At 48.8% G+C, this 21,163-nt stretch carries 27 protein-coding genes; 5 read left to right on the plus strand and 22 right to left on the minus strand.

All coding sequences use genetic code 11. The annotated features are described in order from the left end of the window. Positions 1-6 precede the first annotated feature (6 nt). From ABC502_RS02890 to trmJ, 9 genes are all read right to left on the minus strand, one after another. Positions 7-1,134 (minus strand): bifunctional tRNA (adenosine(37)-C2)-methyltransferase TrmG/ribosomal RNA large subunit methyltransferase RlmN, encoded by a 1,128-nt coding sequence (locus ABC502_RS02890; protein WP_345914825.1) that lies wholly within the window; start codon positions 1,132-1,134, stop codon positions 7-9. Positions 1,135-1,228: 94 nt separating this feature from the next. Beyond that, positions 1,229-1,660, minus strand: coding sequence for a nucleoside-diphosphate kinase (ndk, locus tag ABC502_RS02895; protein WP_330086792.1), 432 nt, complete (start codon positions 1,658-1,660; stop codon positions 1,229-1,231). A 151-nt stretch (positions 1,661-1,811) separates the two neighbouring features. Further along, a complete protein-coding gene (locus ABC502_RS02900) occupies positions 1,812-2,225 on the minus strand; it encodes a phosphate ABC transporter substrate-binding protein (protein ID WP_330086791.1) in 414 nt (137 codons plus the stop codon). Positions 2,226-2,237: 12 nt separating this feature from the next. Beyond that, positions 2,238-3,326 (minus strand): porin, encoded by a 1,089-nt coding sequence (locus ABC502_RS02905; protein WP_330086790.1) that lies wholly within the window; start codon positions 3,324-3,326, stop codon positions 2,238-2,240. A gap of 18 nt (positions 3,327-3,344) precedes the next feature. Beyond that, positions 3,345-3,767, minus strand: coding sequence for a phosphate ABC transporter substrate-binding protein (locus tag ABC502_RS02910; protein ID WP_330086789.1), 423 nt, complete (start codon positions 3,765-3,767; stop codon positions 3,345-3,347). Positions 3,768-3,777: 10 nt separating this feature from the next. Then, the gene (locus tag ABC502_RS02915) at positions 3,778-4,908 is read right to left on the minus strand and encodes a porin (RefSeq protein ID WP_345914826.1); all 1,131 of its coding nucleotides are present in this window, start codon (positions 4,906-4,908) and stop codon (positions 3,778-3,780) included. Positions 4,909-5,051: 143 nt separating this feature from the next. Further along, entirely contained in the window at positions 5,052-6,266 is a 1,215-nt protein-coding gene (locus ABC502_RS02920; RefSeq protein ID WP_345914827.1) for an IscS subfamily cysteine desulfurase, read from the minus strand. 21 nt (positions 6,267-6,287) lie between these two features. Beyond that, positions 6,288-6,770 (minus strand): Fe-S cluster assembly transcriptional regulator IscR, encoded by a 483-nt coding sequence (iscR, locus tag ABC502_RS02925; RefSeq protein WP_330086786.1) that lies wholly within the window; start codon positions 6,768-6,770, stop codon positions 6,288-6,290. A gap of 115 nt (positions 6,771-6,885) precedes the next feature. After that, positions 6,886-7,626 carry a tRNA (cytosine(32)/uridine(32)-2'-O)-methyltransferase TrmJ gene (gene trmJ, locus ABC502_RS02930; RefSeq protein ID WP_345914828.1) on the minus strand — a complete coding sequence of 247 codons (741 nt, stop codon included), beginning with the start codon at positions 7,624-7,626 and terminating at the stop codon, positions 6,886-6,888. Positions 7,627-7,897: 271 nt separating this feature from the next. Between trmJ and ABC502_RS02935 the strand changes: the two genes are divergently transcribed. The 3 genes from ABC502_RS02935 (at position 7,898) to ABC502_RS02945 (ending at position 11,896) form a co-directional block, all read left to right on the plus strand. Next, the gene (locus tag ABC502_RS02935; protein WP_345914829.1) at positions 7,898-8,725 is read left to right on the plus strand and encodes a methyltransferase domain-containing protein; all 828 of its coding nucleotides are present in this window, start codon (positions 7,898-7,900) and stop codon (positions 8,723-8,725) included. A 12-nt stretch (positions 8,726-8,737) separates the two neighbouring features. Further along, positions 8,738-10,033 carry a phosphoribosylamine--glycine ligase gene (gene purD, locus ABC502_RS02940; RefSeq protein ID WP_345914830.1) on the plus strand — a complete coding sequence of 432 codons (1,296 nt, stop codon included), beginning with the start codon at positions 8,738-8,740 and terminating at the stop codon, positions 10,031-10,033. A 66-nt stretch (positions 10,034-10,099) separates the two neighbouring features. Then, positions 10,100-11,896, plus strand: coding sequence for an ExeM/NucH family extracellular endonuclease (locus ABC502_RS02945; RefSeq protein WP_345914831.1), 1,797 nt, complete (start codon positions 10,100-10,102; stop codon positions 11,894-11,896). Between the two features lie 35 nt (positions 11,897-11,931). Here ABC502_RS02945 and ABC502_RS02950 read toward each other — a convergent pair whose 3' ends face one another. After that, complete coding sequence (locus ABC502_RS02950) at positions 11,932-12,327, minus strand: MAPEG family protein (protein ID WP_330086781.1); 396 nt, start codon at positions 12,325-12,327, stop codon at positions 11,932-11,934. 37 nt (positions 12,328-12,364) lie between these two features. On the opposite strand from ABC502_RS02950, the gene ABC502_RS02955 reads away from it, so the two are divergent. Both ABC502_RS02955 and ABC502_RS02960 read left to right on the plus strand, forming a co-directional pair. Then, positions 12,365-13,294: an ion transporter gene (locus ABC502_RS02955; protein ID WP_345914832.1), complete on the plus strand. Its 930-nt coding sequence runs from the start codon at positions 12,365-12,367 to the stop codon at positions 13,292-13,294. Positions 13,295-13,364: 70 nt separating this feature from the next. After that, a complete protein-coding gene (locus ABC502_RS02960; RefSeq protein ID WP_305944086.1) occupies positions 13,365-14,261 on the plus strand; it encodes a phosphoribulokinase in 897 nt (298 codons plus the stop codon). A 17-nt stretch (positions 14,262-14,278) separates the two neighbouring features. On the opposite strand, the gene ABC502_RS02965 is transcribed toward ABC502_RS02960, so the two are convergent. The 12 genes from ABC502_RS02965 to ABC502_RS03020 all read right to left on the minus strand — a co-directional run bounded on the left by ABC502_RS02965 (position 14,279) and on the right by ABC502_RS03020 (position 21,160). Beyond that, positions 14,279-14,614, minus strand: coding sequence for a hypothetical protein (locus tag ABC502_RS02965; protein ID WP_345914833.1), 336 nt, complete (start codon positions 14,612-14,614; stop codon positions 14,279-14,281). Between the two features lie 611 nt (positions 14,615-15,225). Then, positions 15,226-15,600 carry a hypothetical protein gene (locus ABC502_RS02970; RefSeq protein WP_345914834.1) on the minus strand — a complete coding sequence of 125 codons (375 nt, stop codon included), beginning with the start codon at positions 15,598-15,600 and terminating at the stop codon, positions 15,226-15,228. A 31-nt stretch (positions 15,601-15,631) separates the two neighbouring features. Then, positions 15,632-15,943: a hypothetical protein gene (locus ABC502_RS02975; RefSeq protein ID WP_345914835.1), complete on the minus strand. Its 312-nt coding sequence runs from the start codon at positions 15,941-15,943 to the stop codon at positions 15,632-15,634. A gap of 62 nt (positions 15,944-16,005) precedes the next feature. Continuing rightward, positions 16,006-16,503 carry a hypothetical protein gene (locus tag ABC502_RS02980; RefSeq protein WP_345914836.1) on the minus strand — a complete coding sequence of 166 codons (498 nt, stop codon included), beginning with the start codon at positions 16,501-16,503 and terminating at the stop codon, positions 16,006-16,008. A 48-nt stretch (positions 16,504-16,551) separates the two neighbouring features. Then, the gene (locus ABC502_RS02985; RefSeq protein WP_345914837.1) at positions 16,552-17,001 is read right to left on the minus strand and encodes a hypothetical protein; all 450 of its coding nucleotides are present in this window, start codon (positions 16,999-17,001) and stop codon (positions 16,552-16,554) included. Then, positions 16,998-17,387: a hypothetical protein gene (locus tag ABC502_RS02990; RefSeq protein ID WP_345914838.1), complete on the minus strand. Its 390-nt coding sequence runs from the start codon at positions 17,385-17,387 to the stop codon at positions 16,998-17,000. The genes ABC502_RS02985 and ABC502_RS02990 overlap by 4 nt, the downstream gene beginning before the upstream one ends. Further along, on the minus strand, positions 17,377-18,447 hold the full coding sequence (locus tag ABC502_RS02995) for an RHS repeat-associated core domain-containing protein (protein WP_345914839.1): 1,071 nt from the start codon (positions 18,445-18,447) through the stop codon (positions 17,377-17,379). The genes ABC502_RS02990 and ABC502_RS02995 overlap by 11 nt, the downstream gene beginning before the upstream one ends. Positions 18,448-18,576: 129 nt before the next feature. Further along, positions 18,577-19,038, minus strand: a complete 462-nt coding sequence (locus ABC502_RS03000; protein ID WP_345914840.1) for a hypothetical protein — start codon at positions 19,036-19,038, stop codon at positions 18,577-18,579. Then, positions 19,035-19,427 carry a hypothetical protein gene (locus ABC502_RS03005; protein WP_345914841.1) on the minus strand — a complete coding sequence of 131 codons (393 nt, stop codon included), beginning with the start codon at positions 19,425-19,427 and terminating at the stop codon, positions 19,035-19,037. Before ABC502_RS03005 ends, ABC502_RS03000 begins: the two co-directional genes overlap by 4 nt. Continuing rightward, positions 19,417-19,839: a hypothetical protein gene (locus tag ABC502_RS03010; RefSeq protein ID WP_345914842.1), complete on the minus strand. Its 423-nt coding sequence runs from the start codon at positions 19,837-19,839 to the stop codon at positions 19,417-19,419. Before ABC502_RS03010 ends, ABC502_RS03005 begins: the two co-directional genes overlap by 11 nt. Before the next feature lie 15 nt (positions 19,840-19,854). Then, positions 19,855-20,781: an RHS repeat-associated core domain-containing protein gene (locus ABC502_RS03015; protein ID WP_345914843.1), complete on the minus strand. Its 927-nt coding sequence runs from the start codon at positions 20,779-20,781 to the stop codon at positions 19,855-19,857. Positions 20,782-20,842: 61 nt separating this feature from the next. Then, complete coding sequence (locus ABC502_RS03020) at positions 20,843-21,160, minus strand: hypothetical protein (RefSeq protein WP_345914844.1); 318 nt, start codon at positions 21,158-21,160, stop codon at positions 20,843-20,845. Positions 21,161-21,163 lie beyond the last annotated feature (3 nt).

A 21,163-nucleotide genomic window follows, 5' to 3' on the forward strand; every position in this document is an offset into this window, starting at 1 on the left:
AAGCCCTTACGATGTCATTCTGACGGAAATTGATTGCCCTTTCATTTGTTTTTTCAACAGGCGCTTGGTGCGATCAACTACATCACCGACCAACTGCCCACAAGCGGCATCAATATCATCGCCTCTGGTTTTACGTACCATGACGGTAAAACCATGTTGTTGCAAGACTTTATTAAAACGATCAATGCGTGAATTGCTCGATCGTGCATAAGGAGAGCCTGGGTAAGGATTAAAGGGAATCAGATTGATCTTAGCCGGTGTATCCCGCAACGCATGAGCCAACTCATGGGCCTGCTCCATGCTGTCGTTAATGCCTTCCAGCATCACATATTCTACCGTGACTTTATCATTGGCCTTGGACCACTCTACATAACGCCGGGATGAGGCCAGAAAATCTTCCATCGGGTATTTCTTATTGACCGGTACCAACTCGTTACGCAGCTGATTATTGGGGGCGTGCAGTGAGATAGCCAGAGCCACATCAATTTTCCCCAGCATGGCATCCAAGGCAGGCACAACGCCTGAAGTACTCAGCGTGACACGGCGTTTGGACAGACCAAAGCCATAGTCCTCCATCATCAGCTCCATCGCCGGGATTACATTGTTCATATTGAGCAACGGCTCCCCCATGCCCATCATCACCACATTGGTCACCGGCTTTTCTCCGGTATCACCATAGCTGCCAATCAACTGGCCAACCCGCCACACCTGGCCAATGATTTCAGCCACAGTCAGGTTACGATTAAAGCCTTGTTGAGCCGTTGAGCAAAATGAGCAGTCCAGCGCACAACCAACCTGGGAGGAGACACAAAGCGTACGGCGATCCTTTTCCGGGATCCAAACGGTTTCGACTTCCTGACCACCATCCAGCCGCATCACAAACTTAATGGTTCCATCGTTGCTGTCCTGACGACTGGCTACTTCCGGAGCACGGATTTCAGCACACTGCTTTAATTTCTCCCGCAGCACCTTGTTCACATTGCTCATTTTGTCGAAATCATCGACACAGTAATGATAGATCCATTTCATCACCTGATCGGCACGAAATGGTTTTTCGCCCAAATCAGCAAAAAACGACTTCATTTGCTCGCGGGTTAAATTCAGCAAATTTGTTTTTGCAATGGATGTTGTCATGCTATCAATTCCTGTCTAACCATGGCGTTTACTGTGTTCACCAAAGACGCAACAAGGGGGCCAGGCCCCCTTGATTCAGTACTGCTTTAACCGATTAACGGGTACGTGAGCAGACTTCTGCATCGGTGAAGAAATAAGCGATTTCACGAGCAGCAGACTCGGCAGCATCTGAGCCATGAACCGCATTTTCGTCGATGCTATCGGCGTAGTCAGCACGCAAAGTTCCAGCTAAAGCATCTTTCGGATTGGTTGCACCCATGATTTCACGGTTTTTACGCACCGCATCTTCACCTTCCAATACTTGCACCATCACTGGGCCTGAGGTCATAAATGCAACCAGGGCGCCAAAGAAAGGACGCTCTTTGTGCTCGGCATAGAAACCTTCTGCCTGCTCTTTGCTCAAGTGTAGCATTTTCGATGCCACAATACGTAATCCTGCTGCTTCAAAGCGCTGGTAAATAGCACCGATCAGATTTTTAGCAACAGCATCCGGCTTTACAATAGAGAAAGTACGTTCTAAGGCCATGAAAGGACTCCTTGAGTAAATGGGTTAAATTTTAAAGGCGCGAAATTATACGTGATTCAGCAGAGAAAACCTATTTTCCGTAGAAAAAACTTTTCTGCTGACATAAAAAAAGCTTCCGGTGTTGGAAGCTTTGTTATGTCGTGAATGCAACTCAGAAAGTAGCAACCACTTTTACACTATCATCCACATCAGCAGCGGCAATATAACCGATAGCCGATGGATCGGCAGCTACTGCAGCTTTCATCGCTGCGGCAGTAGGATGCTCAGCAGGAGGGGTTCCTTTACCGGTAAACACCAAGCGGGACCAGTAGGCTTTTAACTGAGCCGATGAGCGATTTAATACCTTGGTATCAAAACTATCCCGTGCTGGTAAACCTTCTGCCAAATTCATCGGCGTGGCCCGACTGCCATCACTGAAGGTGCTGCCCCGCCCCAGAAACAGCCGATTCAACTCAGCCTGATCAACACTGGCGTTATTGGATGGATGCACTATTACCGCAATGTCTGCAAACAAGGCACCCGAGAACAGCATCAATGCGCCACATACCGCTTTTAATAATGTCATAGTATTCTCCCCTTAGAAGACCAGATCCACACCAAAAGTAATGGATTTGCTGTCACCTGCCACCTCCCAGAATGGTTCACTTTTATCTTTGACATCATCGTATTGGAATTTAAAAGCGGCATTGGAGTGAAAATCCCAGCGCAGCCCTAAGCTGGTGGTATTGTGCTTTTCGTTTGCACTGTCAAAATCGGCGTACGAAATGTACGGGGTAAACTGATTGATACGATACCCCGCAGAAACCATATAGGTGTCAAACTTCCCTCCATCCAGATCGAGCCGGTTCAGCTCAGATAAAAAAATCCAGCTGCCAAAATCCATATTCACTGAGACCCCGGCAAATTTTCCGCGCCTTGTTAAGGAATCTCCCCAGGTCACCCGTTCAACCACGCCATCAATGGTACGGTAACGTTCATTAATATAGGTCATGTACGTAAGGCGGATATCCAGCCAGTCTCTATTCAGGTTCAACACCCCACCTACTATGTTTTTCCAGATCTCACGGGTAGGTTGCCTTGGCGGAAAGTATTCTGATAGTAATTTATTCTGGCTATCATCCTCCCGGCCAGTATAAATATTGCCGCTAATGTCCCAATCACCGACAAAATAGTTAAACATGGCGTTCACGCCGGTGTAGTTAAAAATTTGCCAGGTGTAATTATCAGCCGGCGGTCGGATCCATAAATAGGCATAGCCCACATCAAAAAAATCCGAGTAATAATACAAAGGTAAGCGTTTTTTACCGGCTTGCAGTGTCCAGTGATCATTCAAATCATAGGATAAATAAGCCCATTCAAAGCGGGCATCAAAGTCATCGGCCCCCCTGGCAACCACCTGAGCAGTAGCCGATAAACCGTCGGTTAGATTCGCTCTGAACTGCAAACCAAAGCGGGTGTCGGGCTTAAAGCTCCAATCTTTCTCGTACACACCAACCAAGGGATAATTCGCTAGAAAAGAAGGGGGAATGCCCTCACTTTCCACACCAGTTCCGCTTAAAACCCGTCCTCCAATCACGGAAGCGTAACCAGACACATCAACATTGGCATAAGCGACCGGCTGTAACAGCAGTAACCCGGTTGCAGTGGCTATTAGTGTTTTCTTCATGGTGCTCTCCTGTGCCAACTAATCAAGTTGAATCGCAATACGAACCCGTTCATCCGCTGCTGATGCAGGGACATAGCCGATGATGCTGGGATTGGTGGCCACCAGTTTCAGCACCTCTTCGTGTGAATCCACTTCTTGTGGCGGTGTGCCTTTACCGGTAAACACCAGCTTTGACCAATAAGCCTTGAGCTGTGCAGAGCTGCGGCTTAAAGCACGTTGGTCAAAACTTTCCCTTGCCAACATGCCTTCTGCCAGATTAATGGGCACCGCCGACTCACCGTTCGGGAAGGTTCTGGCCCGCCCCAGATAAAGCCTTGATACATCCTCTGTGGTTAAATCGGTAGCATTTGCCGGGTGAACAACAATAGCCAGTGACTCAGCCAGCACTGATGCGCTAAGCGCCAGACTGGCGACCATTATAGAAATGCATCTAAAGTTCATAGTCCGCTCCTTAAAACACAATGTCGACACCAACAGCAAAAGCGTCATTGCGGTTGTCGGTGAGGGTATTTTTTTCGTTGCTGTACTGTGCTTTCAATGCTGCTGCCGGATGGAAATCGTAGCGCAAGCCAAGATTCCAGGTTTTAGTATCTACCGACTGACTTTCCACCACGGCAATCAAGGGTTGTAATAATTGCGGCGGCAGTACAGTGGTATATGGCTGGTATATTGCTGATTTGCTGCGGTGATCTTCCCGCTCAAAGGAGACAAAGGGGGTGATGCTGTCAAAGCGATAGCCCAATGACAGGTAGTAATTTTCACGCTTGGCAAAGAAAGAGTTTTTAACATTGATTCGATTGTACTCAGAAATCAGTACCCAATCGCCCTGATCCAGAGTAATCCCGAGACCAATAAACTCACTTTGATCGTCATTAAAATCAAGTGCAGCAACCAGGCCAGGTAAACCGGCTTGTGTTAACCCAGTAAATAGTGGTGCAAGTGCCGGGGCATCGATGCTGACTTTCCCGCTTAAGTAGGCAGTGCGCACCGACCACCAGCCTCGCTCCAGCTCCCAGGTCACACCGGCAATGTTTTTGATATCCGCACTCGCTGGGTTACCAGCCAGACTGATATCGCCACTGTAGGAGCCAAGCAACAGTTGCAAGGTGGAATCAAACTCCCCCAGATGCGCCGTATGATAGAGCGACAGCCCTTCAAGATTATTAAAGCCCAGACCATAGACGCCTTGAGGTACACGCAGCCAATCGTAGGCAAACCCTACATCCATAAAGTCGGAATACCGGTAAAAAGGGGTACGCAACCGGCCAGCATTAATCCGCATACTTTCGGTCAACTCATAGGTTAAAAAAGCCCACTCAAAGCGGGCATCAAAATCATTACTACCACGTCCCATCACCTGAGCGGTGACGGATAGCTTGTCACCCAGATCGGAGCGGACCTGAATAGCAAATAAGCTTTCATTTTTAAAATCAATCGTATCGGTATAGCCATACAGGGTTTTGTCACTACCAGTGGACGTACCCGCTTTGATGGAGGCAAAGCCATTGATTTGGATATCAGCCAGGCAGGTCATGCTGACGGTAAGGGATAAAGCACTGATTACGAGCAAAGATTTTCTCATGGATTCCTCTCCGAAAAAAATAATGGTTTTTACGGGGAACTTTTTTAGCCTAGTTGAACGCAGAGAAAATGCCAGTGACCACGCAACAAAAAAGCCAGAGCAAATCAATGCTCTGGCTCATTTTTAGGGAATTAAGTAAGTGCTTATTGAGTAAGCCACTCCACTGAGTTTACATCGCGGCCATCTTGGTACATATCCCAGAGTGGGGACATTGCTCTTAGCCGGGTTGTGGCTTCTTTGACAACCTTAACGGTATGCGCGATATCTGCCTCGGTAGTAAAACGGCCAATGCTAAAACGTATGGAGCTATGAGCCAGTGCATCACTCAGGCCAAGCGCCCTGAGCACATACGAAGGCTCCAGACTGGCCGAAGTACAGGCCGAACCTGATGAGACGGCGATGTCTTTTAACGCCATAATCAACGACTCGCCTTCTACATAGTTAAAGCTGATGTTGCTGATCCCCGGCACACGAGGAGCATCATCGCCATTTAAAAATACCTGCTCAATATCTTTCAAACCATGCAACAACTGCTGACACAAGGCATCACAGCGCTGACGCTCTGCCGCCATTTCTGCTTTGGCAATACGAAAAGCTTCGCCCATACCCACCAGTTGATGGGTCGCCAGAGTACCAGAGCGCATGCCCCGCTCATGACCACCACCATGGGTTTGCGCTTCTAACCAGATACGTGGCTTGCGCCGAACGTACAGAGCTCCCACCCCCTTCGGACCATACACTTTATGGGCAGAAAACGACATCAGGTCCACTTTTAACAGCTGCAAATCAATAGCCACTTTACCAGCAGCCTGTGCGGCATCCACATGGAACACGATGCCTTTTTCCCGGCACAGCTCACCGATAGCCGGAATATCCTGAATCACACCAATCTCATTGTTCACGAACATCACGCTGATCAAGATGGTGTCGGGCCGGATCGCCGCTTGCAGCGCCGCAAGATCCAGCATACCGTTCGCAGCCACATCCAGATAAGTGACCTCGTAACCTTGCCGCTCCAAGGCTTGCATGGTGTCCAGCACGGCTTTATGCTCGGTTTTCACGGTAATTAAGTGCTTGCCTTTCTTATGGTAGAAACCAGCGATCCCTTTAATAGCCAGGTTATTGGATTCAGTAGCACCCGAAGTCCAGACAATTTCCCGCGGATCGGCATTGACCAACTCAGCAACCTGACTGCGGGCCAGTTCAACCGCTTCTTCTGCTTGCCAGCCAAAACGGTGTGAACGTGATGCCGGATTGCCATACTGGCCATCCATGGTCAAATACTGCATCATTTTGTCAGCCACCCGCTTATCAACAGGGGTTGTTGCCGCATAATCCAAATAAATGGGTAGCTTCATCGTTGGCTCCGGTTAGGCTGCCTACAGCTGGCAACTTACTTCAATACTGTTTACCGAGGATGCTTTACCAGGCTTATCCTGGCGTTGCGCCACTCCTTGCACATCACTTTGCTCAACCAGCTCGGCCAGCGAAATGCTGGCCAGAAAATCTTCAATACGCTGACTGAGATCACTCCACAAACTGTGTGTCAGGCAACGCACACCGCTCTGGCAATCCGATTTTCCCTGGCAACGAGTCGCATCAATGGATTCATCAACCGCACTAATCACTTCAGCCACCGCAATGCTAGCAGCCTCACGTCCCAGTTGGTAACCACCTCCGGGCCCGCGCACACTGCTGACTAGACCACGCTTGCGCAAACGGGCAAACAGCTGCTCCAGATAGGACAGCGAAATGCCCTGCCGCTCAGAAATATCGGCCAAGGACACAGGCCCACCGCTATGATGCAAAGCCACATCAAGCATGGCAGTTACTGCGTAGCGTCCCTTTGATGTCAATCTCATGCTAACCCCCGAATGGCTATGCCATCACCCTCTGCGTTGATAGCTGACATTGTACATTCCCGACTATTTTAGTCAAGTATAAGACCCAGTAGCTTAGTCAGGTATTCCTACAGCATTAACGCTGGTTCTGGTCGGTGTTCCCAATGCGCTTTTGTACCGAGGTCAAAATACCCCGCAAAATATTGTACTCGGCCTCTTCCGGCCTGGCACGATTGAACAAGCGTCGCAACTTCGTCATTACCAGACCTGGGTGTTGCCGAATAATAAATCCCGTTTGATCCAATGTTTGCTGCAGATGCTGATAAAAGTTTTCCATTTGGCTTGAGCTGGGGTAAGCCGTATCATCACTTGCTTCCACCTGACTTTGCGCAGCCAGAGCCGCAACCCGCACTTCGTAAGCAACAATCTGGACAGCCATCGCCAGGTTCAGTGAGCTGTACTCAGGATTAGCCGGAATGCAGACGTGGTAATTGCACAACTGCAACTCATCATTGCTTAAGCCACTGCTTTCCCGGCCAAATACCAGAGCCACCGAATGGGTGGCAGCTTCTTTCACCGCCAACTCAGCACAGGCCCTTGGTTCCAGCATTGGCCAGGACAACGTTCGGGAGCGAGCACTGGCTCCTACGACTAAACCACAATCGGCCACAGCTGGCCCTAAAGCATCAAACTGCTCCGCCTGGCTTAACAGCTCGCTGGCGCCGGCTGACAGCGCATACGCATGGCCATCCAGTTCAGCTTTTGGCTGCACCAAACAAAGCCGGCTCAGGCCCATGGTTTTCATCGCCCTGGCTACAGAGCCAATGTTGCCACTATGGGTGGTTCCCACCAGTACAATTTTAATGTGTTCGAGCATAAGATACCTTTTTTGCCAAGGCGCATTCTACCACAGCCTGTCTCCGCTACGACAGCATCTACGCCAGCAGGTGGTCACTGTGGCTACGAGTGATAGAGCAATGGAAGTCCGGGCTGCTATTTTAACAGTTGCTGAAAGCGCTGTTAATCGCTGCTTTTTTTGCCGGCCTTTGCTACACTAACGGCCCAAGGCGGTGTGCGTGGTGTCCGGCCCATTGGGGTATGGGCGCACCGGGTAAACAACAACGCAACAAGACTTGAAAGGATACCTCATGACTCCTACTCAAAAAAAATCTATCTGCTGGGCTTTACTGGCCCTGCTGCTCAGCATCTCATTATCAGCTTCTGAAACAGCTATCCAGGCAGCAGTCGATCACCCAAGCCGAACCCCAGCCAACACCCTGCGCGATCAATACCGCAATCCAGTCAGTACCCTGGCTTTTTTCGAAGTGCAGCCAGACAGTACTGTCGTTGAAATCTCACCCGGCGCCGGCTGGTACACCGAAATCCTGGCCCCGCTGCTACACGAGCGGGGCACATTGTACGCGGCTCACTTTCCGGCCAACAGCAGTTCCGAGTATGCCCAACGTACGCTGGCCAGCTTTCAGCAAAAAATGGCTGCTCATCCCATTTACAGCAAGGTAGAGCTAAGTGAATTTGCCGCCAGTGATAACGTGCAGATTGCCCCGGATGGCAGTGCCGATGTGGTACTCACCTTTCGCAACCTGCACAACTGGTACATGCAAGGCGGTGACGATGCCATGCGCATTGCCTTCAACCATTTTTACCGGGCATTAAAACCAGGTGGAGTCCTGGGTGTGGTTGAACACCGTTTACCCGAAGCTCAGCTTGATAGTGACTGGACGCGAAGTGGTTATTTCCCGCAAAGCCTGGCCATTGAGCTGGCCGAGCAAGCCGGCTTTGTGTTTGAAGCCAGCAGTGAAATCAATGCCAACCCAAAGGATACAGCGGATCACCCTCGCGGCGTCTGGACCCTGCCACCAAGCCTGCGTCTTGGCGAACAAGACAGAGATCGCTATCTGGCCATCGGTGAAAGCGACCGAATGACTTTGAAATTTCGTAAACCTCAACAGCAATAATCGGACAATTGAATGAACGTATTGGTAGTCGGCGGCGGTGGCCGCGAACATGCACTGGCCTGGAAAGCGGCCCAATCCCCTCTGGTCACAAAGGTTTTTGTAGCCCCTGGCAATGCAGGGACTGCGCTCGAGCCAAACCTGCACAATGTCGCCATTGCAGCGGATGATGTACCCGCTTTACTGGCTTTTGCCAAAGAACAACAGGTTGCACTGACCATTGTTGGGCCAGAAGCCCCACTGGCCAAAGGCATTGTCGATGCGTTTCGTGCTGACGGTCTGGCCATCTTTGGCCCAACGCAGGCAGCAGCGCAACTGGAAAGCTCCAAAGCCTTTGCCAAAGACTTTCTGGCCCGCCACCAGATCCCAACCGCTGCCTACCAGACTTTCACCGAAATAGCCCCAGCCAAAGCCTATGTGCAACAACTGGGCACCCCTATCGTAATTAAAGCTGATGGCTTAGCGGCTGGTAAAGGCGTCATTATAGCCCAAACCGAGACAGAAGCTTTTGCCGCCATCGATGATATGCTGGCTGGTAACAAGTTTGGTGATGCTGGCAGCCGGGTGGTGGTCGAAGAGTTTCTGACCGGTGAAGAAGCCTCTTTTATTGTGATGGTGGATGGTAGCCATGCGCTGCCCTTTGCCTCATCGCAGGATCACAAAGCCAGAGATGAAGGCGACCAAGGGCCTAATACTGGGGGCATGGGTGCCTATTCCCCTGCCCCAGTGGTCACAGCCGCAGTACATGATTGGGTAATGCAGCAAGTGATTGAACCAACAGTGCGCGGTATGGCAGCAGAAGGCAATGTATTCACTGGCTTTTTGTATGCAGGCCTGATGATAGCAGCAGATGGCACAGCCAAAGTTCTGGAGTTCAATTGCCGCTTTGGTGATCCAGAAACCCAGCCCATCATGATGCGGCTTGAATCTGATCTGGTCGCTCTTTGTCAGGCCGCAGTAGAAGGCAAGCTGGCACAAAACGACATTCAATTTAGTTCCGATGCAGCTGTTGGCGTGGTGTTAGCCGCTGGTGGTTACCCGGACAACTATGCCAAGGGTGCAGAAATTCACGGCCTTGAGGGAGCGGATTCAGCCAAAGCCAAGGTGTTCCATGCAGGTACCGAACTCAAAGATGGCAAGGTTGTGACCAATGGTGGCCGGGTGCTGTGCGCTACCGCTTTGGGTGAAAATGTCACTACAGCCCAGCAAGCAGCTTATCAACTGGTGCAGCAAATCAGTTGGCAGGACATGTTCTGCCGCAAAGACATTGGCTACCGTGCAGTCAATCGCGAATCCGCTGGTAACAAATAGCATCTACCACCAACAACTCAAACCCGCTTTGGCGGTTTTTTTCTAGCCAGGAAGACAGGACTTGTTATGCACAAGATCGGGTATTTTTTCTGCATTTTAGCTGCCGGCTTCACGCTCAATGGTTGTCAACAGCAGCAACCGCTTTCTTGCGACAGCTCGGTGACACCGATAACAGCCATTCAGGGTACAGCTGAACACAGCCCTAAACTTGGCCAAACCCTGCTGACTCAGGGGGTGTTAACTGCTTACATTTACCCTAGCTCAGCCCGGGCAGGTTGGCTGCTGCAACAACCAGGCGAGCCTGCGCTGCAGGTAAGCTCGCAAGCAATTTTTTTGCCCGATGATGGCCGCCTAGCCGAACTGAAGCCTGGCCAATTACTGGCGGTGCAAGGACGGGTAGCTGAAGTAGAGCAGTTAACCAGCCTGATTGATGTGCAATTTCAAAGCTGTGGTCAAAGCCAGACCACTCCTTTGGCTGTGACCTTACCTTTGCCTGAGCATCTGAGCTGGGAGTCACTGGAAGGCATGTGGCTATCCTTCGAGCAACCATTGGTGGTAAACAGTACTTTTGGGCTAGGGCGTCATGGCGAGCTGACCCTGGCCGACAAGCGCTTATGGAGCCCCACCCAGATCCACATGCCCGGTGACGCAGCCCAGGCTCACGCAGTTTTGCAAGATAGACGAACTTTGGTGCTGGACGACGGTAGCCTGCAACAAAATCCAGAGCCACTGCCTTACCCGCCAACGGGCTTGCATGCTGCACAAAGCTTGCGGCTGGGTGATACGCTCACTCAGGTAGAGGGCGTGCTGTTTCAGGATCAACGCGGCTACCGGCTGGTTCCTACCCGCCAACCTGATTGGCAGCCACAAAACCTCCGACCCGAACCACCAGCAGCACGGCAAGCAAATGAACTGAGAGTCGCCAGCTTCAATGTCTTGAACTTCTTTACCGGAGCCGATCAGGATCCGCCCTTTCCGACCCGGCGTGGTGCCAGCAGCCAGGCAGAGTTTGAACGCCAAACGGCGAAGCTGACGGCTGCCATCCTGGCAATGGATGCTGACATCATTGGCTTGATTGAACTGGAAAATAACGGCTATGGGGCAGGCAGCGCCATTGCTACCTTGGTATCGGCGTTAAATGCCGCGACCGAGCGGCCTTATGCGATGGTGGAAACCGCACAGCAACCCGGCAACGATGTCATTAAGGTCGGCTTGATTTACCGGCCCGATGCGGTGCAGCAAGCCGGTACTGCGGCAACCCAGCCACAAGCTCCCTTTCATCAACTGCACCGGGCACCCGTCGCCCAAAGCTTTATGGATCTGAGCTCTAGGCAAGTGCTGACCGTCAGTGTCAACCATTTTAAATCCAAAGGCGGCTGTCCACGGCAGGAGCACCCACAATTTGACCTGATGCGCGATCAAGGCGATGGCCAGGCATGCTGGAATGCTGCCCGACTGGAAGCAGCAAGCGCTTTGCACAACTGGCTGCAACAACAGCCGACCGGGGTGGAGACCCCCTACCAGTTATTGATGGGAGATCTCAATGCCTACCGGATGGAAGACCCGGTTCGCCTGCTGGAGCAACAGGGCTGGCAGTATCTGGATGCCAAAGCGGATCAGCCGTCCTACTCCTTTGTCTTTCGCGGCAAAAGTGGCTCGCTCGATCACGCCCTTGCCAGCCAGGCTTTTGCCAGCCTGGAACCTACAGTGACACACTGGGCGATTAACGCTGATGAACCTGTATTGTTTGAATACAGCCTGCAATACAAGAGCCAGGCGCAACAGCAAAGCTTGTATGCACCCGATCCATATCGCTCATCGGATCATGATCCCATCATCATCACGGTTCGTTTTAACAAGTAGGCCTGAGCCTGCTGGGATAACCTTATCCCGGCAGGCTAACCTCCCCAGACAGCCAGGCCAGCCATCGTAAAAGCAGCAACCATGCCAAGCAGCCATACCAGTGAGCGCATGCTGGAAAAATCGTACCAGTAACACACTAAATACAGTAACCGGCTCAGCACAAAAAGCCACCCAAGGCCAAGCACCCAGGCCCCCGTCTGGCCACTTAAACCGACTGCCAGAACAGCACAACCATAGATCACCAAAGCTTCAAAACTATTGTAATGCGCCGCATTGGCGCGCTGACCAAAGCCAGTCAGCCTGGCTTGCTGCTGGCGCGGATTATGGTTATCGTAGCCCTCAGGCTCACGATTCATCGCCAACACCAAAGGCGCTTTAGCCAGGTAAGGCAGCAGCATCACGATAAATAAGGTGAGCAATAAACTGGACATAGCTTGACTCCCGCATTTGAAAAACAAGGACTTAAACATGCTGGCACGTGCCACGATGGCCAAATGGCTGGAACCATCCACTGAACACGACAAGCGCTACCTGTGGGTGGATATTGCGCTGATCCTGCTGATTGGTTTAAACATTATTGCGCTGATCCTGCAATCCATCGAAAGCCTGGATCAAGCCTACCATGCTTACTTTTTTTACTTCGAGCTTTTTTCCATCACAGTCTTTACGCTGGAATACGGCACCCGGATCTGGAGCATTGTCGATGCGCCGGAGTACCAGCAGCAAGCCGGCAGCAACTGGCAAAAGCGCTGGCGTTACATCGGCTCACCAATGGCCATCATCGACTTGCTGGCCATACTGCCATTTTACCTTGGCTTCTTTATCCAGCTCGACTTACGCTACCTGCGGGTATTCCGCTTGCTACGGGTGTTCAAACTCACCCGCTACTCACGCGCCATGCAATTATTAATGAATGTGTTTAAAGAAGAGCGTTTTTCACTCTTTGCCGCTTTTGCAGTGCTCTTTATCATTATGCTGGTGGCAGCCTGTGCCATGTACTCGCTGGAAAAAGACATCCAGCCCGAACATTTTAGCTCCATCCCCCAAGCCATGTGGTGGGCCCTGGTGACGCTAACCACGGTGGGCTATGGTGATGTCACACCGGTGACAGAGTTAGGTAAACTCTTTGGCGGCTTAATTACCATTGTTGGTATTGGCATGGTAGCCTTGCCGGCCGGTATTCTGGCCTCTGGTTTTTCCGAGCAGCTATCACGTCGTCGCCAGTTTTACCAACTGGCATTGGATCAAGCTTACCAAGATGGTGTTTTGCTACCTGATGCAGCGCCCATGCTGGAAAAGCTGCGCTCGGAGCTGGGTGTCAGCCACACCGAAGCCCGTATTATGCAGCAATTGATGGAAAAGCGTTATCAGGCGATGCATGCGGCGGATAGGGATTAAATGAAAGCAACTTGCCTGAAAGCGACAGGTCTTATAAGGTATGGATCCAATACCATAGGGTGGGCTTGTAGTGTCCGATAAAAATCCAATCATTGCCATTACCGGCTCCTCGGGTGCAGGTACCAGCACCACCAGCAATGCCTTTCAGCATATTTTCCGCACCCTGGGCGTTGATGCGGCCTTTATTGAAGGCGATTGTTTTCACCGCTACAGCCGTCCCGAAATGGATTTGGCGGTGCGTAAAGCGATGGAACAAGGCAAGCACATCAGCTACTTTGGGCCGGAAGCCAACGATTTTGGCGCGCTGGAAGACTTTTTTGCCAGCTACGGCAGCAATGGCAGTGGCCGCTACCGCAAATACCTGCATACCTTTGAAGAGGCAGTGCCATACAACCAGTTGCCTGGTACTTTTACCCCCTGGCAGGAGCTACGCCCCAATACCGATTTGCTGTTTTACGAAGGCCTGCATGGCGGTGTCGTCACCGACCAGCACAACGTGGCCCAGCATGTCGACTTGCTGATTGGCATGGTGCCCATAGTAAACCTGGAGTGGATCCAGAAAATCATCCGCGATACCCATGACCGTGGTCACAGTCGTGAAGCGGTGATGTCGAGCATAGTGCGCAGCATGGATGATTACATTAACTTTATAACGCCGCAATTCTCCCGCACCCACATCAACTTCCAGCGGGTGCCGACGGTGGATACTTCCAACCCTTTTAGCGCCAAAGACATCCCTTCATTGGATGAAAGCTTTGTAGTGGTTCGTTTTCGCGGCATCAAGCATGTGGATTTTCCCTACTACCTGCAGATGATCCACGGCTCTTTTATGTCGCGGGTCAATACGCTGGTGGTGCCAGGTGGCAAAATGGGCCTGGCGATGGAGCTCATCTTAACGCCGCTGATTGAAAATCTGATGAAAAAACGTGCCAACACCCGAGGGCAGTTGGATTGGTTGGGACGTTAACACAGGGAGCAGCCGCTTTAATTATTCAGTAGTTGGATAAAGTTCACATCTTCACCATCGCCCCAGCGCTGGCAAGTATTCAGTCCCACCACCTTGACCCGCTTGCCGGATGCCTGAGCAGCCAATAGCATGGCGTACTGTTTTTTTCCAACCTCGGAATTTTCATCTCGGATCATCCAATAGTCATTCCTGGCACAGGCCGGGCTGTTGGTTTTTGCACTGCCTTCAAGATAAAAATAAACCAGACCATCGCTGGCCCGCACTAACAAATGATTCACAGTACCTGTTTGCTCACCTGCCAGCGCTGGCAGTGACCATAGCATTAGAGCCAATACATAGAGCGTTTTCTTCATAACTTTACCTTTCTTACTCCGGTGCCAACATTAAATAGGAAGGGTAAGGGGCATTCTGATAGGTTGGTAACTCAGCACAACTCGTATTGACACCTGAATACATCAATCTGACATTCAAGTTATCCTTTCGTGCTGTGGCTGCATAGGATGCCCATAACGAGCAAGTCACGGTGCTGATTGGATTCTCCGCATCGTGCAGATTGCAGATACGAGTCCAATCATTTCGCCAACTGCCTTGTATCACTATATCCCCATTACTCTGCACATAGACACCCTGTATTTTGCCACTGCACCAGATATTCGATGCAGTTACGGCAAAACTGCAACAAGACAGCAAAACAGCAAAACAGCAATCAGTGCTTTTCTCATCGATATATACTCACTCTGAGCTTCTGGCGTTAGGTCACAAGGTTGATGGCAACGTGCTGATCAACAACAACTCCGTTCTATCCAAGCAAAAATATTGCTTTGACCAGCGCCGAAAAGGAGGAATGAAACCCACAATCATTTCTGCCAGCTTACCACTGCCCAGACATTCTGGCGCATGTAAACTTTAATTGCTACATACCACCAAAATGAAACGCATTAGTGTTCACTGCAGGGGTTTTACTTTACAACTTAAAGTGCCGGATGTTTGTATTTGCCCAACTATCCCAAGCATCACAACTTGTTGGAACCTCATCACCATCAAACCACACATTATAAATTGTCTTGCCCGAAATTTTTGCTGCTAAAAAAGTACTATACAGTGTCTGACAGGTTTTTGGCCCCGTCTTATAAGAGGTGCCAGAAACAGACCACTCTCTGTCTGGACTACAAAAGTGAACAGGCACATTCATACTGCTTAGCTTGATCATCATCTTATCAGTTGCATGATATCCCAACACTTCGACTTCACCTTCACAAACTATGGTACCAGCTGTCACAGAGCAGCTCGTCATAAGCAGTAAACCAGCAACCAATCTATTTAATTCTGATGCATTCATAAAGAACCATTGATGCCTATAAAATTTAAAGTCAATCAGCATAAATCCGTACAATATAAGCCGACTCAGTTGTATTTGTTACAGAACAATCATATTGAGTATTTTTATAAGAAACAAAAACTTTCTTACCGCTCATTTGTGCCGCCAATAAAACAGACAGCCTTTCTTTTGTGCCAACATCATCCAAAACACCCAGTCGGCGCCATGGCCCACCATGTTGCTGGTATAGCACAAAATTACTTTCCACCTGAATCATACTAACGGTAGCTGCAGGACAATTAACTCTTGCAAATGCATCAACCGAAGCAAAACACAAAAACACACTAAATATAAATAACTTCAACGTAAACCCCTTAAAGCTTGAATCACCTAAGCCAGATAAACTATTTAATGTGCCTTTATGACTTATTGGTGCGTTGCATAGTTTATCCTACAACGACTACCAATTTTCCATGCTGGCCGTTCAGGGTATGTTTGTATACATATTTTATCTCCCGCTGCCTTAGCAGAGAGAATTAAACTATACACAAAGTCTTTATTTGTAGCGGCATGTGGCAGAAAAAAGCCTCCAGGACATGGCTGTGGATTAGATTTATATTCTACCCAGATCCCATATTCATCACTACCACTCGCCCAAACTCGCAGTCGCTCTACCTCGCCACAAGCCATGACTGGTTGAGCAAGGACATCACTTGATACGAAAAGCATTGCTAAGGCTAAGGTTAATCTTTTCATTAAAACTCTCACTTTCTTATTGCAGCCAGAAAATAGGAACAAATTTACATCAATGACAATCATATTACAAACGAAATGAGGACAGACAAATGAAAGGGAATACACCCATTTCAATTGATGCCAACAGTAGACGATTTCGACCGTAGAAAATTTCGCGAATTTCGTCACAGAACTTTTACTGATTTACTACAGCTTATTACTTAAGTATACTCACCACTAATAACTTTCGTTATTATGATCAATAAACCTTCTAATCATTTCAAAATCTTTTATTTCCAAAATAAGCTCATGGTGTTTATTTAACTTCTCAAGCATTGCGTGATGCCATAAAATCAACTCAGCATGATTACAGATATCCTTACTACCTAATAATTTTGCTATTAACTGTCTAGCCATGACATCCGAATGAGCAGAAGGTGCAAAGAGTGTTTCTGCCTGCTGCAATGACAAACCAAAACTCTGCTGTAAGCGCTCCTCAATTTCTTTTTCACCTGTATGTAGTTGCATATCACATGCAACATTTACCTGCTCAATGAGCCGATAAGTCAGTGAAAAAGTTCCTATTGCTCTAGCAAACTTACTGTGATCGGATATATCATCCGATGCTAGTGCCTGGACTGATATCATGTTGGCTAGCAATATAGTGAAAATATAAATTAACTTCATTGATTAACATCTTCCAACGTACGGAAACCGTAGTCCGCTGAAACATTAACGATAGCTAACACAGCAAACGCAATAAGCCACAGTAAGGATTCATTTACCTTGCTATCCACTGCCCACTTTGTAAAACAAGCCACACCCATCGCTCCCCCCTCAAACAAAAATAAAAATTTCCAATACCACTTGGATAAATAGCTACTTCTAAGAAAGTAGAACACAATACTGTAGTAGAGTGCACCTACCGATAGAGGTATGGCTAAGTAAAAATACACTCCAGCTGCAAGGTACTCCCGTACAAACCATAGAGGCGATAACACTAATAAAGCAAATATGGCGAATAGTGCATTATGCAAATAAACTGCGTCAGTTATATGCTGATTACTTGTCATTTTTCTTTTCCCAAGGCATGCGGTTGATTACTTCTGAGACCCCAGCCCCGATAGCATTAACAACAGGATGCTTTGCTCCGCGACTAATAGCGGAATACATAGCTTCCACAATGCCGCCAGTAACATTTTTAGCCGTAATACCATCTTGATAAGTCCCATAAGCCAACTCCGCTCTTGATAAAGACTCATAAACCGTAAAACCAGTCACTAATGAACCATATTTTATAGCATTGTAACTATATCGTGCCGTAGCAGCTTGCGAGTGCCAGAAATCCGCCCTTGTGCGTAATAACTCAAGTTCTAAAGATGTCAGCTCATTTGCATGAGGATGCCTACGAATCGCTTGCAAAAAATCATTAGCAGCCTTTACCACACTATTTGCATCATAGTCATCATTACCTAAAAGATCGTTCACCACTTGCAGCCCATGCTGTAATTCTTTTAATGATTTTCCTTGCGTAACAGCAGTTACCTTATTCGGCCCTTTGCCGTCCAAATCAGCAGAGTTTCTTTCATGCCCATCCGAACTCGCAGTCCCCTGCTCACCATTCACCGGCTGCGGCGCATTCGGGCTATCCGCTGCGGCCTGGCCTTGCCCCAGTTTCATTAACCCGCCCATCGCGGCATTAAACGCCAGTCCCTTCGCGTACCCCTTCGCCATCCCCCCGGCAAAGTTCGCCATCGCCGTGCCACCGCCATCAATGGCCCGCATCGCCCCCACCGCCATCTGAGCATAGCCATAGTACTGATAGGCGGTCATTGCCATGGTAAAGGCGGTGAAGGCAGCACCTGTTAACGTAGCCGCCGCTATGTAGTTAACCGCCCAAATCACCAGCAGCTGGAAAAAATACCCCGACGGATCAGTCGCATTCAGCGGATTATTCAGCACATAACTGTAGCGGTTAAAGTTCTGAATATTGTTGGGTTGCTGGATAAATGGATCGGCTTGCAGAAAGCGGCCCAAAATCGGATCGTACACCCGCCCGCCCATATGGATGAGCCCGACATCGTCGATTTGCTCGTGGCCGGTGAGGTCCCTAAGGGTTAATACACTGGTCAACAGCCCCTAGCATAGCGCAAGCTCCAGCTTTCCGCGCGCCTTGCACCAAACACATCAAAGCTCATTACCTGCTCTTTCACGCCATTGGCAATAACAAACGGCGCAGCTTTATGTTGGTGAGGACTGCCATTAATGCTTGAGGTAGTCATTAATAAAAGTTTTGAGTCGCTCAGCATCTTCAATTCGCATAATCTTTTCAAAATTAGGTTGGTAGATAGTTAGCATTAAATGCCGTTGCAGAGCGCTAAGCTCCTCTTCATCACATCCAATATAATTTTCTATCCCTTCAATCAAGTGATTCGCATGAAACTCTGTGTGGGCTTGACCGGAAGCGCCAAACACATTCTTCACATGAATCAATGAGACACCTATTTTTTCTTGTAGTAAGTTATCAATATCGTCTTTACCAGTGCTTAAATTCATATCGCATAGATCATTAATCTTTTTAGAAAAGCGAAGATATAGCGTCAGAGCCCTAATCGCACTTCCAAATTCGCCAAATACTGATGATTCTTTTGTTGCCGCATGCAGCTTAGGCGCTACTGCAGCTAGTAAACTTACAATCAGACTGGATATAAATAATGATTTCATTCTTCAAGCTCATTTAAAGTTCGATACCCATAATCAGCTGCAATATTGATTATCGCAAACCCAGCAAATGCGACAAACCATAGTAAAGATTCGTTTGTCTTACTATCCACTGCCCATTGTGCAAAACAAGCCACGCTCAGCACAAAACCCTCTAATATAAATGAGCACTTCCAATACCATTTGGATAAGTATGAGCCATCAGAACGATTAAACACCACACAGTAATATACCAACCCTATAACAATTGGCATGAGCAAAAACAAATAATAACCGGACGTAATACGATCACCGACTAATCCTAGGGGCACAACTACAAACAAAATAAATATCCAAATCTTAAGACTATGATCAATTAACGCATCATCAAGTTTATTATTGCTATTTGTCATCTGACTGTTTACCCCATGGCATTCTATTAAATACCTCAGAAACAAAACCATTTACGGCTCTTATAACAGGATTCTTATTCGAACCTTTTAATAAAATTTCACTGTGTGCTTCAACCGCTACCGCGGAAACATTTTTTACAGTCAGCCCATCTTTTCCTAACCCATAAACCAACTCCGCTCTAGATAAGGATTCATATACGGTAAATCCAGTGATCAGCGAACCATACTTTAATGCGTTATATTGGTACTGTGCTACAACAGCTTGCGAATGCAAATATTCCTGCCTCATCTGCAAATAACCAAGCTCTGAAGAAGTCAGTTCATTGACTTGTGGGTGTTTGCGAATTGCCTCCAGAAAATCATTCTCAGCTTTAACTACACTGTTCGTATTATATTCATTATTACCAAACAAAGTAGCTACATACTGCTAACCTTCCTGTAATTCGGCCAATGACTTGCCTTGAGTAACAGCAGTTACCTTATGTGGTCCTTTGCCATCCAAGCCATCAGAATTTCTTCGAGAACTGCTTCCGTGCCCATCGGAACTCGTAGTTCCCTGTTCATCATTCACCGGCTGCGGCGCATTCGGGCTATCCGCTGCGGCCTGGCCTTGCCCCAGTTTCATTAACCCGCCCATCGCGGCATTAAACGCCAGTCCCTTCGCGTACCCCTTCGCCATCCCCCCGGCAAAGTTCGCCATCGCCGTGCCACCGCCTTCTATGGCCCGGATGGCCCCCACCGCCATCTGGGCATAACCATAATACTGATAAGCGGTCAGCGCCATGCCGAGCGCCGTACCAAAGGCCGTGGCGGCAGTCGCTGCGGCCACGTAGTTCGCTGCCCAAATCACCAGCATCTGGAAAAAATACCCCGAGGGATCGGTCGCATTGAGCGGATTATTCAGCACATAACTATAGCGGTTAAAGTTCTGAATATTGTTGGGTTGCTGGATAAATGGATCGGCCTGCAGGAAACGCCCCAAAATCGGATCGTACACCCGCCCGCCCATATGCACCAGGCCGACATCATCGATTTGCTCGTGGCCGGTGTAGCCCCGTAAGGTCAAAGCACTGGTTAGCAAGCCAGAACTTGCCTCGGCATGGCGCAGGCCCCAGCTTTCGGTATCACGCCGGGCACCAAACACATCAAAGCTCATCACCTGCTCGGCAACGCCATTGGCATTGGCAACCACATGGGTAGAGCCCAGGTGGTCCCCCAGCATATAACGAATCACTGATTGCGCTGCCGTCTGAGTGGCCAGCTTGCTCACCACCGCGACCCCACCAACATAACGGCGCTGCAACCAGGTGTCGCTGCCCATTCGGATAGATACCGCCTTTAACCAACGGCTCAAGGCGGTAAGTACAGATTGTTAAAGAACAGGAATTACATTACTTGCGTTAGTTCTGAACCAATCAGAAAGTCTCCAAATGAACCCAAGTAGCACCCTTCAAGAAAAAATCTCCCTCAGGATCATTGATAATTAACTCGCTATCTGAAACAGAAATATCTCCAGAAATATTAAAACTCAAAAATCGGTCGATTACATTTAACTTATCACTACCTTCATCGCACTCAAGCAGTATTTCATACTGCCCATTAACCTTCCAATATGGTTGAACTACTCGCACCTTAAAATTGCAAATCTCATATAATAGGGAAATGTACTCACGAGCTAACTCGTTTGCTTGCTTTTCATTTACCGCTACTACAAATGCTCTTAGCAATACCATCTA

Source organism: Alkalimonas sp. NCh-2 (assembly GCF_039631345.1).
In the GTDB taxonomy this organism is placed as follows: domain Bacteria; phylum Pseudomonadota; class Gammaproteobacteria; order Enterobacterales; family Alteromonadaceae; genus Alkalimonas; species Alkalimonas mucilaginosa.